Genomic DNA, 13,427 nt, shown 5'->3' with positions numbered 1-13,427 from the left:
GCGCAGGCCGGTAAGGACAGCCGGGGAAGCGAGCGCGGCAGGTGAAGTGCGACGTCGCCTTTTCGCCCCCCTCACCTTCGAGCGCAGTGGTCTTTCCGCCACTGGAAGAACCGGTCCGCGGTGTTGGTGATGACGCCGTCGACGCCCCACGACGTCGCGGTCCGCCATTTGCTGTCGCCGTCGACCGTCCACACGAACGTCTGGACACCGGCCGCGTGGAGCCGGCGCACCGTGTCGGGGTGCGCCTTGAGGCTGTTGAAGTTCACCGCGTAGGCGGCCAGGGAGAACTTCCGCGCCGTCGCCACGGGATCCGCGTCGAGCTTGTCCCGGAGCAGAGCCAGCTTGATCTTGTACGGGGAGGCCGCCGCGTGCCGCACGATGTTCTCGTCGAAGGACTGGACCACGGTGCGGTCGGTCATTCCGGTCTCGGCGACCAGCCGCAGGACCTGGTCGACCGCCGCGGGCGTCTGCGGCCCCTTGATCTCCAGGAGGAGCCGGACCGGAAGCGCCTTGACGGCGGACAGTGCCTGACGCAGGGTCGGGACGCGTCCACCGCCCTTGACCGTCAGCCCGGACACCTGCTGCGCGGTGAGCTGATCGATGCGGCCGGTTCCGTCGGTCGTGCGGTCCACGGTGGCGTCGTGCAGGATGACCGGTCGGCCGTCCTTGGTGAACTGCACATCGGTCTCGACGTAGTCGGCGCCGTGAGCGGCTGCGGCTCGGAAGGAGGCGATCGTGTTCTCCGGCGCGCGCCGAGGAGAGCCGCGGTGCCCGATGACACGGGTGCCGGAGCAGTCGGCGGTGGGGCTCTTCTGCGGCTCGTGAGCCGTCGGCGTTCCCGACATGCAGCCGGTCAGTGCGGCCACGCACGAGGTCGCGACCGCGGACGACGCCACCACGAGGGGCAGCACATGTCTGCCACGCGGTTTCAGGCCGGCCGAACCGGGCGTACCGCGCCGTGCCATGTACGCAATCCCCCGTGGAAGGCCATTGAGTGAAGCGATGAACCCGGCGATCTTACTCGACGGTCACAACTCTCGCATGGACCTCACAGCCAACTTCTCTACTTGGTCGGCTGACTTTTGACGGTCCGTCGCCCGTCTCTGATCGTGTGGTCATGGGGAAGGCCGGTTCCGACCGCCACCGGCGACGTCAACGCCCGCGGTCCGGCCAGCACGTACGTCAGCCCGAAGCCGGCGCCCACCACCACCGCGCCGCCCACCGCGTCCAGGACCCAGTGGTTGGCCGTCGCCAGGATCGCGGAGACCGTGAAGAGGGGGTGGAGCATGCCCAGCGCCTTCATCCACCAGCGGGGGGCCAGGACGGCGATCACGATGCCGCACCACAGGGACCAGCCGAAGTGCAGGGACGGCATGGCGGCGTACTGGTTGGTGACCGCGGTCATCGCGCCGTAGTCCGGCTTGGCGAGGTTCTGGACGCCGTGCACCGTGTCCACGAAACCGAGGCCCGGCATCAGGCGCGGCGGGGCGAGCGGGTAGAGCCAGAAGCCGAGCAGGCCGAGGAGGGTGGCGAAGCCGAGCGAGGTGCGGGCCCAGCGGTAGTCGGCCGGGCGCCGGGCGTAGAGAGCGCCGAGGATCGTCAGCGGCAGCACGAAGTGGAACGACTCGTAGTAGAAGCCGAGGAAGTGTTCCAGCCACGGCACCTTCACCACCGTGTGGTTGGCCCAGTGCTCGATGTCGATGGAGAGGGCCTGCTCGACGGAGTGGATCTGCCGGCCGTGCGCCTCCGCGGTCTCGCGGCTGCCGGTCGCTGCCAGGCGCACCTGGGAGTAGGCGGCGTAGCAGACCCGGATCAGCAGCAGTTCGAACAGCAGGTTGGGGCGGCTGAGGACACGGCGCCAGAAGGGCAGCAGCGGCACCAGGGACAGCCGGGCGGGGACGGGGGCGCCGTACACGGCGGGGCGCGGTGACCGGTAGGCGGGGGACTGCCGTTCCAGGAACGGGACCGCGCAGGCGGCGGCGAGGGCCGCCAGCAGGATGACGTTGTCTTTCAGCGGCTCCAGCAGTGCCGTGTTGGGGACCAGGGCCTTGGCCGGCAGCGTCATCACCGCGACCACGGCGAACGGCCACACGTACCGGTCGGAGGCGCGCGCGCCGACCCGGCCGACCACCGCGAGCAGCACCCACAGCAGCTGGTGCTGCCAGGTGGTCGGCGACACGGCGACGGCCACGCAGCCGGTGATCGCGACGGCGAGCAGCAGTTGCCCGTCGCGCGCGTACCGCACGGCGCGGCGCAGTCCGAAGGCCGCGACGGCGGTGCCGAGGACGAGGAACAGGCCGATCTCCAGGGGGCCGGTCACGCCGAGGCGCAGCAGGGCGCCGTGCAGGGACTGGTTGGCGAGGTCGTCGGCCTTGCCGCCGAGGCCGACGCCCGCGAGGTGGTGCACCCAGTAGGTGGCGGAGTCGTGCGGCATCGCGGCCCAGGCGAGCGCCGTGCACAGGGCGAAGGTGACACCGGTGGAGGCGGCGGCGCGGCGACGGCCGGTCGACCACAGCAGCGGCGCGAACAGCAGGACCGTCGGCTGCATCGCGGCGCCGACGCCGATCAGGAGGCCGCTCGTCCGCTCGCCGCGCACCGTGAAGCAGCCCAGCAGGACCAGCAGTACCGGGATGATACTGGTCTGTCCGAGGTGCAGGGCGTTGCGGACCGGCAGCGACAGCATCAGCAGGCTGATCGCCACGGGTGCGGCGAGCAGCGAGGTGCGCCGGCTCACCGGCTGCGGCAGCGCCCGTGCGGCGACCAGGCCGAGCGCGACGACCAGCAGGAGGGTGCCGAAGGTCCAGGCCAGGCCGAGGGCCTGTTCGGCCGCCCGGGTGAGCGGCTTGAGGATGAGTCCGCCGAACGGGGTACCGGTGAACCGGGTCGAGTCGTACAGCGAGCCCTTGACGTGCAGCACGCCGCCCGCGCCGACCCAGGTCTCCAGATCGGTGAGGCGCTGGGCCCTGGGGGTGTGCAGGACCACGGCGGCCTGCCGGACGGCGAGGACCGCGGCGACCAGCCAGAGAGCGACGCGGGCCGCTCTCAGCCGTTCCTGAGCCTGCTCTGCGCCCCCCGCCCCGAAGGCACCGCCCATCTGCCCGCTGTGCTCCACGTTCGCCACGCCTCGCCGGCCCTCCCCGCCCCTTGGTCCCTGACGTCCCGCGGGTCCCGTGCGGCGACCCCTGCCCTGACCCTATGAGGTTTGCAGCCCCCTCGCTGTGAGACGCGGGCAACCCCCTCTTCACCTGAGGGCCGCTCCGCCTTCGGCCGCATGACGACGGTGCGCGGATGCTTCCGGTTCCAGTTCGGTTCGCGAGATGGATCACAGAATCACCGGCGGACGGCAGTTCGCAGCCGGTCCATCACACCTGGACACGGCGCCTTTTCGCGCTCTGTGCGCCGACCCGGTCACCTTCCGTTATGGCGGCAACTTCCCTTATGGTCGTTTTTCGGCTCGCCTTTGTGGCAAGCCTTGTTCCTGTAGCTGGTCCTGGCCCATCGCCGTGCCGGACCCCTGGGCCCCCGTCTCCGGCCGGTCTCCCGCCGGCCCGCGCGGCCCTGCGGGCCCACCCCCGACCGGCACCGGCCGGCCCCTGCGGCCGACCCACCGGTCCGCCGTACGAGACGCAGCACACGCACGCCCCGTACTACGGCGGGCCCTGCCCCTGTCCCCGTCGAAAGGTAGGCGAGCGAACTCTTGTCGGCTGCCACAGTTGCCGCTTCCCGCTCCGTCCCCGTCCCCAAGTCCTCCGACGCCACCGTCACCGATCCGGCGCTGGTCAAGCGCGCTGTGCAGGCCGCCGCGCTCGGCAACGCCATGGAGTGGTTCGACTTCGGCGTCTACAGCTACATCGCGGTGACGCTGGGCAAGGTGTTCTTCCCGTCCGGCAACTCCACCGCGCAGTTGCTCTCCACCTTCGGCGCGTTCGCCGCGGCCTTCCTGGTCCGCCCGCTCGGCGGCATGGTCTTCGGGCCGCTCGGTGACCGCGTCGGGCGCCAGAAGGTGCTCGCCATCACCATGATCATGATGGCGATCGGCACTTTCTCGATCGGCCTGATCCCGTCGTACACGGCGATCGGCGTCGGCGCGCCGGTCCTGCTGCTCGTGGCCCGGCTGGTACAGGGCTTCTCGACCGGTGGCGAGTACGCCGGCGCCTCCACGTTCATCGCCGAGTACGCGCCCGACAAGCGGCGCGGCTTCCTCGGCAGCTGGCTGGAGTTCGGCACGCTCGCCGGATACATCGGCGGCGCGGGCCTGGTCACCCTGATGACGGCGCTGCTGTCCGCCCACGACCTGGTGTCCTGGGGCTGGCGCATCCCGTTCCTGATCGCCGGTCCGATGGGCGTCATCGGGCTCTACCTGAGGCTGCGCCTGGAGGAGACCCCGGCGTTCGCGGCCGAGGTGGACAAGGCCGAGGCCGAGCGGCCCAAGGTGCCGCTGCGCGAGATGATCGCCGGCCAGTGGAAGGCACTGCTGCTGTGCATCGGGCTGGTGCTCGTCTTCAACGTCACCGACTACATGCTGCTGTCGTACATGCCGAGCTACCTGACCAGTGAGCTGAAGTACGACGAGACGCACGGGCTGCTGGTCGTGCTCGCCGTGATGGCGCTGATGATGATCGTGCAGCCCTTCGTGGGCGCCCTGTCCGACCGGGTCGGCCGCCGCCCGGTGATCGCGGCGGGCTGTGCGGGCTTCCTGTTCCTGTCCGTCCCGGCCATCCTGCTGATCCGCCAGGGCAGCCTGCTCGCGGTCGCGCTCGGCATGGGCGCGCTGGGTCTGCTGCTGGTCTGCTTCACGGCGGCCATGCCGTCCGCGCTGCCGGCCCTCTTCCCGACCCGGGTCCGCTACGGCTCGCTGTCGATCGGCTTCAACGTCTCGGTGTCGCTGTTCGGCGGCACGACCCCGCTGGTGGTCACCGCGCTGATCGGCGCGACCGGGAACATGATGATGCCCGCGTACTACATGATGGCGGCGGCCGTGATCGGCGGTGCCGCGGTGTGGTTCATGACGGAGTCGGCGGGCCGCCCGCTGCCGGGTTCGGCACCGTCGCTGGAGCGCGCGGAGCGCTGATCCGGTCCACCGGGAGCAACCTCGCGGGTGACGTGTAGCCCGACCGGGCGGCACGTCACCCGAGCGGTGGAATTCCGCTGACACGGCACCCTGCCGTGGCTATATTCGTTAGGGAGTCTAGTTAGGCGATCTAACCAGCCACACGAAAGGCATGGTGCATGAGCACAGCGCAACAGCTCTGGGACGACGTGGACGCGTACTTCACGGACCTGCTCGCCCCCGAGGACGAGGCGCTCACCGCGGCCCTGCGGGACAGCGACGCCGCGGGACTGCCGCACATCAACGTGGCGCCGAACCAGGGCAAGCTGCTCCAGCTCCTGGCCCGGATCCAGGGCGCCCGCCGCATCCTGGAGATCGGCACGCTCGGCGGATACAGCACGATCTGGCTGGGCCGCGCGCTGCCCGCGGACGGCCGGCTGATCACCCTGGAGTACCAGGCCAAGCACGCGGAGGTCGCCCGTCGCAACCTCGAACGAGCGGGTCTGGCCGGGATCACGGAAGTGCGCGTCGGCCCGGCGCTGGAGTCGCTGCCCAAGCTGGCCGAGGAGCAGCAGGAACCGTTCGACCTGGTGTTCATCGACGCGGACAAGGTGAACAACGCCCACTACGTCGAGTGGGCGCTGAAGCTGACCCGCCCCGGCAGCCTGATCGTCCTCGACAACGTGGTGCGCGGCGGCCAGGTCACCGACGTCGGCAGCGAGGACCCGAGTGTGCGGGGAACCCGGGCCGCACTCGAACTGATGGCCACGAACCCGAAGCTGAGCGCGACGGCGGTGCAGACGGTGGGCACCAAGGGGTACGACGGGTTCGCGCTGGCCCGGGTGGTGGGCTGACCCCGAGGGGGATGCTCAGGCCTCGTGGTAGAAGCCCACATTGACGCTGCGCGGGGCGGTGCGGTCCTGGATGACGAGCTCACCGGAGGCGCCGTGCGGGAGCTGGGCCGTCCCGCCGTAGAGCAGGGGCTGGGCGGGGTGTCCGGCGAGGGTGAGCAGGACCTCGGAGGAGGGATCGGGCTGGGAGCCGCGCAACCAGGTGACCTGCCAGCCGCCGTCGGGGCCGCACTGGAACTCCAGATGGACGCGGGAGACGAACAGCCAGTCGTCGGGGGTCGCCAGCCGGCACACGGACCTGTCCCGGCCCACCCGCAGCACGGTGCCCGGGTCGCTGGGCGCGTCGGCCATCTGCATGCCGGCCGTCGCCCCGGCGTCCGCCGCGGAGACCGAGGCCATGGTGAGTTCGAGCACGTGCGCTCCTTCTGGGTGCGGGGGTTCGGGCGCGGGCGGTTCGGGCGCGGCGGTTCGGGTTGCTTGCGGTCCGTCCCGGTTGACGTGCCGCGCCGGAATGATAATTCGCCCGATCGCTCCGTCGGGTGACGTCCGGCACAATGAGCGCATGACCGAGCGCAAGCCACCCGGCGTCAGCTTCGAGTCGTTCGCCGACAAACAGATCCGTGACGCCCAGGCGCGAGGAGAGTTCGCGAACCTCCCCGGCGCGGGGGAGCCGTCACCGGCCGTCAGTGACACGGCGTACGACGAACTGTGGTGGATCAAGCGCAAGATGGCCCGCGAGGGGATCTCGGTCCTGCCGCCCACGCTGGCCCTGCGCAAGGAGGCGGAGGACACGCTGGCGGCGGCCGCTCAGGCACCCTCGGAGCGGGTGGCACGGCGACTGGTCGAACAGCTGAACGTGAAGATCCGCGACATGATGTTCAAGCCGCCCCCGGGCCCGCCGCTGGGCCTGAAGCCGTACGACGTGGAGGCGGTCGTCAGGCAGTGGCGCGAACGCCATGCGGGGCGCACGGGAGCGGACTGAGCGCTCACCGCGGCCCCCACCGAGCACAGCCGGCGCGGTGGCACGTCGCGTCGACGCGGTGACACGACGAACGGGGCCGGCCCGGAGGTGTCGTCCGGGCCGGCCCCGTCTTCACGGGACCGCTCACATGCTCAGCAGCCGCTCCGCCGTCGCCCGGTAGTCCCGCAGCGCCAGCCGTAGCTGTTCCGTGTCGGCCGTCGGGTGGCTCGCGTCGCCCGTCTCCTGCCACGACGCCTTCAGGGTGCGGCGCCGGGAGGACACGGCCTCCGCGAGGCGCGAGGCGACCTCCTGGACCACCTGGTCCGCCTCCTCCACGGCCTCCTTGGGCCGGTCGACGAACCTGCCGACCGCGTGCTGCAACCGCAGCTCGAACTTGTCGCACTCCTCCCGCGGCAGCAGCCGGGGCTCCCGCGCGAGGCCCGCCGCCGACCGGGACTCGCCGGTCTCGGGCCGGAACTCCGCCGCCGACCGGGGCTCACCCATCCCCGGCCGGTACTCGCCCGCGGGCCGGGCCTCCCCTGCCTCCGGCGGGAACTCCACGCCCGACCGGCGCTCACCGCTCTCGGGCCGGAACTCCGCCGCGGACCGGGGCTCTCCGGTGTCGGGCCGGGCCCCCGTCGCTTCCGGGCGTTCGAAGGCGCCGCCCGGTGTCGATTCCGTCATCACCCTCAACTCCCCTTCACATGCTGCCTGTGGAACGCCCACGGCAGACGGGACTGCCCGGCGCTGCCCGCGGCGTGCCGGGGCGTCTTCTCCGTGGGGCCGGCCGACTGCCGGCGCGGGGGTGCCATCAGGTCCTCGAAGAGCGCACGCGCTTCCAGCATGGCCTCGCGCATCTCCTCGGTGCTCGCGCGGCTCCCGGAGGTGCCGGTGTCCGTGGCGTGGGCGGCCCGGTGCAGCCGGCGGTAGCCGTGGACGTGACGGGCGTGGTGCACGGACAGCGCGTCGAGCTGCTCCTCGTAGCGCGTGCCGTCCGGGAAGCCCCGCACGCCCGCCAGCTCGGCGAGCAGCCGGTCCGCATCGGCCACCGCCTCATCCGGGGAGTCGACGAAGCGCTCCTGTGCGGCCGCCCAGCGCGCCGAGTACCGCTCGCGCTCGGCCGGCTCCAGCGGGTGCTCGTGCAACGCGCCGTACTTGTTCAGCCGCTCGGTCAGTTCCCGCTCCGCGGCCTTGGTGTCGCCGTCGTGCCGGGCCACGGTCCGCTCGTACTCCGGTCCGAAGCGGCGCTTCAGGCCGCGCCCGCCGACCGCGCCCCGGGCCCGTGGGGACACCGCGGCCGCGCCCGCCAGGGCAGCCGCCACGATCACGATCACGATCAGAGCGATGATCCAGCCTGTGGACATGGGTGCCTTCCGGGGTCGCCTTCAGGTCTCACGGCCCGGTGGGCCGTCTCCCGCCCGGGTTGCCCGGACGGCGGCCCCCAAACGAACCCACGCTCCCCCACCGCCGACAGGCCGGAGGGGGCGCGTAATTCGTTTGCGCGCCCCTGCCGGGTCCTTCGGAGAATGGCCCGTATGAGCTGGACCATCGCCCCGGAACCCTTCGACTCCCCGGTCGCCGCCGCGCTGTGGCGGGCGTACTACACGGAGGTCAGCGACCGCTGGTACCTGCTGCACGAGGGGCGCCGTACGGACCCGGACGAGCTGGAGCGCGAGATCGCCGCCGACACCGGGCACTACCTGGCGCCGCCCGGCGGGGTGCTGCTGGTGGCCCGCCACGACGGCCGCCCGGCGGGCACGGCGGGCGTCCGGCTGATGGATCCGGCGACGGCCGAGCTCAAGCGGGTCTTCGTGCACCCGGACGTGCGCGGCAAGGGCGGCGCCCCGCTCCTCGTGACCGCCGCCGAGTACGCGGCCCGCGCGCTGGGTGCGGAGCAGATGGTGCTCGACACGCGGGGCGACCTGGTGGAGGCCCGCGCCCTGTACGCGCGCCTGGGATACGAGGAGACCGCGCCGTACAACGACAACGACTACGCCGAGCACTGGTTCGCCAAGCAGCTGATATGAGCGGCTACACCGCCCGCCCCAGCTGTCGCGGTGTCGTCGAGCCGTTGTGGGGCCGTTCCGCGTCCGAGCCGCACAGCTCAGCGTTCAGTTCCTGGACCAGCTTGACCAGGTCGGTCGGGCGGTCCGGGCCCCACCAGTCGCCGAGCAGTTCGGCCAGGGACTCCTCGCGCGCCTCGGCGAGGCGGTCGGCGACCGCGCGGCCCTCTTCGGTCAGGACCATCTCGAGCCCTGCGCGCACCCCGAGGCGCCGCTCCTCCACCTGCCGTGCGGCGGCGATGATGACGGGCAGCGGAACCGAACTGCGCTCGGCGAGCAGCGCCGGCTCGGCCCAGCCGTGCTTCTTGATCCGCAGCAGCAGCCAGCTCGTCGCGGGCAGCAGGTCGTACCCGGCCCTCCTGGTGATCTTCTCGTAGATCTCCCGGCGCCCCTCCCGGGAGCCGAGCAGGGACAGCGCGCGGCCGGCCTCCTCGTACGACGAGCGGTGCACCGGGTTGCTCGCCAGGGTCTCCGACACGTCCGGCGCCGTGACCGAGCCGCGCAGCTTGTCCTCGCGCAGGAACCAGGCCAGGACGAAGCCGAGGAGGGCGACCGGGGCGGCGTAGCGGAAGACGTCGGTGATGGAGGCGGCGAACGCGTGCAGGACCGAGGGCCGTACGGCGGGCGGCAGGGCCGCGATGCCGCGCGGGTCGGCCTTCAGGGAGCCCGGGCTGACGCCCGGCGGCAGCGGGTGCCCGGCGAGCGCGGCCACCAGCTTGTCGGCGAGGCGGTTCGCGAAGACCGTGCCGAAGACGGCCACGCCGAACGAGGCGCCGATGGAGCGGAAGAAGGTCGCGCCGGAGGTGGCGACGCCCAGGTCCTCGTAGGCGACGGCGTTCTGCACGATCAGGACCAGCACCTGCATGACGAGACCGAGACCGAGACCGAAGACGAAGAAGTAGCCGCTCATCTCGGCGGTGCTGCTGTACTCGGTGAGCCGGTGCAGCAGGAGCAGGCCGATGGTGGTGACGGCGGTGCCCGCGATCGGGAACACCTTCCAGCGGCCGGTGCGGCTGACGATCTGGCCGGAGGCGGTGGAGGACAGCAGCATGCCGGCCACCATCGGCAGCATGTGCACACCGGACAGGGTGGGGCTGATGCCGTGCACGATCTGCAGGAACGTCGGCAGGTACGTCATCGCCCCGAACATCGCGAAGCCGACGATGAAGCTGATCACGGCGGAGAGCGTGAAGGTGCGGACGCGGAAGAGCTTCAACGGCAGAACCGGTTCGGCGGCGCGGCGTTCGACGAGGAGGAAGGCCACCAGCAGGACGGCGCCGAGGGCCGCGAGGCCGGCGATCTGCGGCGAGCCCCAGGGCCAGGTGGTGCCGCCGAGCGAGGCGACGAGGACCAGGCAGGTGGCGACGGAGGCGATGAGGAGGGTGCCGAGGTAGTCGATGACGTGCCGTTCGGCCTTCCGTGGGATGCGCAGGACCGTGGCGATCACGGCGAGGGCGACCACACCGACGGGCAGGTTGACGTAGAAGACCCAGCGCCAGCTGAGGTGCTGGGTGAACAGGCCGCCGAGCAGCGGGCCGAGGACGCTCGTGGTACCGAAGACGGCACCGAAGAGACCCTGGTAGCGGCCCCGTTCCCGGGGCGGGACGATGTCGCCGACGATCGCCATCGACAGCACGATGAGCCCACCGCCGCCGAGGCCCTGCAGCGCGCGGAAGCCGATCAGCTCGGGCATGTTGCGCGCCATGCCGCACAGTGCCGAGCCGATCAGGAAGAGCACGATCGCGGCCTGGAAAAGCTTCTTGCGCCCGTACTGGTCGCCGAGCTTGCCCCACAGCGGGGTGGCCGCGGTGGAGGCGAGCAGGTAGGCGGTGACCACCCAGGACAGATGCTCCAGACCGCCGAGGTCGCTGACGATGGTGGGCAGCGCGGTGGAGACGATCGTCTGGTCGAGGGCGGCCAGGAGCATGCCGAGCAGCAGTGCGCCGATGGAGACGAGGACGCCGCCGCGCACGCTCTCGTCGCCGGGCGCGCGGCGCGCGGCGGTGGCACCACCGGTGCCCGCAACCGCGGTGCAGCCGGGTATGGCCGGCTCCGTCGGCCGCGCGTCCTCTCCCGCCGCCCTGCCCTGGGTGTCATCGGTCATCAAGGCCTCCCGTGGACGGTCGTACGACCTCCGTGCGCTGTCGTCCATCGTGCACTCTCATCGTGGTCGGTGTGACCCGTTATGGCCTGTTGAGTCCTGGAGGGAAGGAGGAGTTCCGGGGGCCGCCAGGAGATTCCGTGAGGGAGATCTGCATAATTTCTGGAATTCGGCGGGGAGGGGGCCCACGCGTGAACGGACCGAACGGACAGGCCTGCCCGCAGTGCGCGGCACCGCGACGAGGGGACGGCACGCCGTCGTGCGGGTGCACGCGACGGGCGGCCGAGGCACTCCGGGAGGCGCGCACGGCGCAGGCGGCAGCGGCGGAGGACTTCGATCCGCTGCGGATCAGGCCGTATGTGGAGCTGGGGGACGAGACGTTACGGCTGGGGGCCGTACGGGAGGAGCCGGACGCGACGGTGCGGTTGGGGGCCGTATCGGAAGAGCCGGATCTGTTGACGCGGTCGGCCGCCGTACCGGAGGAGACCGCGGCCGTGTCCGAGGTCGAGGAACGGGCCGGCGCCGGGCCCTCGGACGCCGAGCCGCGGCCCCGGCCCCGGCGCCTGCGGCGCACCGCCCTGCCGGCCACCGGGGGTGCGGTGATCGCGGTCCTGGCGGCGGCAGGCTACGCGAGCGGACTGTTCTCCTACGACCCTCCGCAGCGGGACGGTGCGCTGCCGCAGGAGATACGGGCGAGCGTCCCGGAGGCGTCGTCGCCGGACGGCACGTCCGCGCCGGCCGCCACGGTGTCCAGAGCGGCGCCTACGCCGAGCAGGATGCCGTCGCCGAGCGCCAGCCCGTCGCCGTCACCGTCGAGCCCGTCCCCCACGCCGTCCACGTCACCGACACCGAGCGGCACACCGACGACCGCGCCGGCCACCGCCACGGCGTCCCCCACCTCGCGGGCCCAGCCCCACCGCAGCCCGGAGGCCCTGCGCACCGGCGACAAGGGCCCGGAGGTCAGGGAACTGCAGCTCCGGCTGCGCCAACTGGCCCTGTACGTGGGCCCGGCGAACGGCACCTACGACGCCCAGGTGGCGGACGCGGTCCGCAACTACCAGGTCAGCCGGGGCATCACACAGGACGAGCCAGGGGTGTACGGGGCGGCGACGCGAGCGAAGCTGGAGTCGGAGACGAGCGAGCCGTAGGGCGGATGTCAGGAGAGGGCGACCGGGTTGGCGAGGAGATGCCGGGCAGGCAGCGGTTGCCAGTGCGCGTCTCCCGCGTCGTCGCGCACGACGCGGCCGAAGGTCTGGTCTCCGAAGTGGAAGGCGAAGGCGTACGTACGGGGCAGGAACAGCTGCTCCAGGAGGGTCGCCCGGGCCTTCCGCACCGCTTCGACATCTGTGTCGGGGCCGGAAGGCCAGTCGGGACGGGCCATCTGGGCGGGGATGTGGAAGGCGTCGCCGAGGACCAGGATGCGCCGTCCGTCACAGGCCGTGATCACATACGTGGTGTGCCCGGGGCTGTGACCGGGGGTGATCAACGCGGTGACACCGGGCCACACCTCCTCGCCGTCGTCGAACCGCCGCAGCACACGTGACATCGGCACCATGAACTCGTCCCAGGACGGGGCTCCCACCTTGATCTCGCCGCGCCAGAACGGCTCCCATTCGGCACCGGCCACCAGGTAGTCGGCATGCGGGAAGGCCTTGTGCCACACCTGGTCGCCGTCCTTGACGAAGCCGAGTCCGGTGTGGTCGGTGTGCAGGTGGGTGAAGGCCACGGTGTCGATGGAACGCGGTGACACACGGAGCGCCTGAAGGGTGCGCAGTAGGGCACCGCCGCGAGATGCGCCGAGCGTGGGCGACAGGACGTTGCTGCCGAGGCCCACGTCGATCAGCAGCCTGCGCCCGCCTCGTTCGACGAGGACTCCGCCCACCGAGGCGGCGATGCGGCCGGAGGCGTTCAGCGCCTCGGGGTGTTCCTGCCAGTAGGCGGCGGGGATCGCGGGGAGGAATCCCGTGGGGTCCAGCTCCAGAACCCCGTCGACGACGTAGGTGAGCCGGGTGTCCCCGACCGTGAAGGTACGGACGGCGGACTGGTCGTTCAGCCTGCCGATCCCGTCGTGGCCGTGCGACGGCGCCGAGGTGAGGCCGCCGGCGGCACCGGGCTCCGCCGCAGCGTGTGCGACGCCCGCGGTGACGTCCAGGAACGAGGCGGACACCGCCGCCGTCGTGGCGATCGCGGTGCGCAGCACCCCACGGCGTGAGGGGTCGGGCTTGCGGGAGATGTCTGCCATGGTGGGACTCCGGTGGGTTGCGGGAAGGCGGAGGATCGGCGTGAAGGCGGCCCGGTGGCCCGTCTCAGCCGGTGTTGCGGAGGCCGGCTGCGACGCCGTTGACGGTGAGCAGCAGGGCCCGCGACAGCAGCGGGTCGGGTTCGGTGCCGGCGGCGGCCG

At 71.9% G+C, this 13,427-nt stretch carries 13 protein-coding genes; 5 read left to right on the top strand and 8 right to left on the bottom strand.

The features are described 5' to 3' along the window. Nucleotides 1-71: 71 nt before the first annotated feature. Together ACFYZJ_RS03120 and ACFYZJ_RS03115 are read right to left on the bottom strand one after the other, a co-directional pair. A complete protein-coding gene (locus tag ACFYZJ_RS03120; RefSeq protein ID WP_388562259.1) occupies nt 72-965 on the bottom strand; it encodes a glycerophosphodiester phosphodiesterase in 894 nt (297 codons plus the stop codon). Nucleotides 966-1,063: 98 nt separating this feature from the next. Further along, on the bottom strand, nt 1,064-3,121 hold the full coding sequence (locus tag ACFYZJ_RS03115) for a bifunctional glycosyltransferase 87/phosphatase PAP2 family protein (protein WP_388562257.1): 2,058 nt from the start codon (nt 3,119-3,121) through the stop codon (nt 1,064-1,066). 576 nt (nt 3,122-3,697) lie between these two features. On the opposite strand from ACFYZJ_RS03115, the gene proP reads away from it, so the two are divergent. Both proP and ACFYZJ_RS03105 read left to right on the top strand, forming a co-directional pair. After that, nucleotides 3,698-5,071 (top strand): glycine betaine/L-proline transporter ProP, encoded by a 1,374-nt coding sequence (proP, locus tag ACFYZJ_RS03110; RefSeq protein ID WP_388562256.1) that lies wholly within the window; start codon nt 3,698-3,700, stop codon nt 5,069-5,071. 158 nt (nt 5,072-5,229) lie between these two features. Further along, nucleotides 5,230-5,904 carry an O-methyltransferase gene (locus ACFYZJ_RS03105; RefSeq protein ID WP_388562254.1) on the top strand — a complete coding sequence of 225 codons (675 nt, stop codon included), beginning with the start codon at nt 5,230-5,232 and terminating at the stop codon, nt 5,902-5,904. 15 nt (nt 5,905-5,919) lie between these two features. On the opposite strand, the gene ACFYZJ_RS03100 is transcribed toward ACFYZJ_RS03105, so the two are convergent. Then, on the bottom strand, nt 5,920-6,315 hold the full coding sequence (locus ACFYZJ_RS03100) for a hypothetical protein (protein WP_388562252.1): 396 nt from the start codon (nt 6,313-6,315) through the stop codon (nt 5,920-5,922). A 148-nt stretch (nt 6,316-6,463) separates the two neighbouring features. Between ACFYZJ_RS03100 and ACFYZJ_RS03095 the strand changes: the two genes are divergently transcribed. Next, nucleotides 6,464-6,883 carry a DUF1992 domain-containing protein gene (locus tag ACFYZJ_RS03095; protein ID WP_388562250.1) on the top strand — a complete coding sequence of 140 codons (420 nt, stop codon included), beginning with the start codon at nt 6,464-6,466 and terminating at the stop codon, nt 6,881-6,883. Nucleotides 6,884-7,006: 123 nt separating this feature from the next. On the opposite strand, the gene ACFYZJ_RS03090 is transcribed toward ACFYZJ_RS03095, so the two are convergent. Continuing rightward, entirely contained in the window at nt 7,007-7,546 is a 540-nt protein-coding gene (locus tag ACFYZJ_RS03090) for a hypothetical protein (RefSeq protein WP_388562249.1), read from the bottom strand. 5 nt (nt 7,547-7,551) lie between these two features. Next, nucleotides 7,552-8,226 (bottom strand): hypothetical protein, encoded by a 675-nt coding sequence (locus ACFYZJ_RS03085; protein ID WP_388562247.1) that lies wholly within the window; start codon nt 8,224-8,226, stop codon nt 7,552-7,554. Nucleotides 8,227-8,397: 171 nt separating this feature from the next. Between ACFYZJ_RS03085 and ACFYZJ_RS03080 the strand changes: the two genes are divergently transcribed. Further along, nucleotides 8,398-8,889 (top strand): GNAT family N-acetyltransferase, encoded by a 492-nt coding sequence (locus tag ACFYZJ_RS03080; protein ID WP_388562245.1) that lies wholly within the window; start codon nt 8,398-8,400, stop codon nt 8,887-8,889. A gap of 4 nt (nt 8,890-8,893) precedes the next feature. Here the strand turns inward: ACFYZJ_RS03080 and ACFYZJ_RS03075 are convergent, their stop codons facing one another. Continuing rightward, complete coding sequence (locus ACFYZJ_RS03075) at nt 8,894-11,029, bottom strand: DHA2 family efflux MFS transporter permease subunit (RefSeq protein ID WP_388562243.1); 2,136 nt, start codon at nt 11,027-11,029, stop codon at nt 8,894-8,896. Nucleotides 11,030-11,217: 188 nt separating this feature from the next. Here ACFYZJ_RS03075 and ACFYZJ_RS03070 point away from each other — a divergent pair, with 188 nt between their 5' ends. Next, a complete protein-coding gene (locus tag ACFYZJ_RS03070; protein WP_388562241.1) occupies nt 11,218-12,174 on the top strand; it encodes a peptidoglycan-binding protein in 957 nt (318 codons plus the stop codon). An 8-nt stretch (nt 12,175-12,182) separates the two neighbouring features. Here ACFYZJ_RS03070 and ACFYZJ_RS03065 read toward each other — a convergent pair whose 3' ends face one another. Further along, complete coding sequence (locus tag ACFYZJ_RS03065) at nt 12,183-13,268, bottom strand: MBL fold metallo-hydrolase (RefSeq protein WP_388562239.1); 1,086 nt, start codon at nt 13,266-13,268, stop codon at nt 12,183-12,185. Between the two features lie 64 nt (nt 13,269-13,332). Beyond that, nucleotides 13,333-13,427, bottom strand: a 95-nt coding sequence (locus tag ACFYZJ_RS03060; protein ID WP_388563343.1) for a phosphoenolpyruvate carboxylase, incomplete at its 5' end; no start/stop codon positions are given.

The organism is Streptomyces sp. NPDC001848 (genome assembly GCF_042891915.1).
GTDB lineage: Bacteria > Actinomycetota > Actinomycetes > Streptomycetales > Streptomycetaceae > Streptomyces.
Note: the sequence above shows the minus strand (reverse complement) of the source record. Positions and strands in the feature narration are given on the sequence as shown.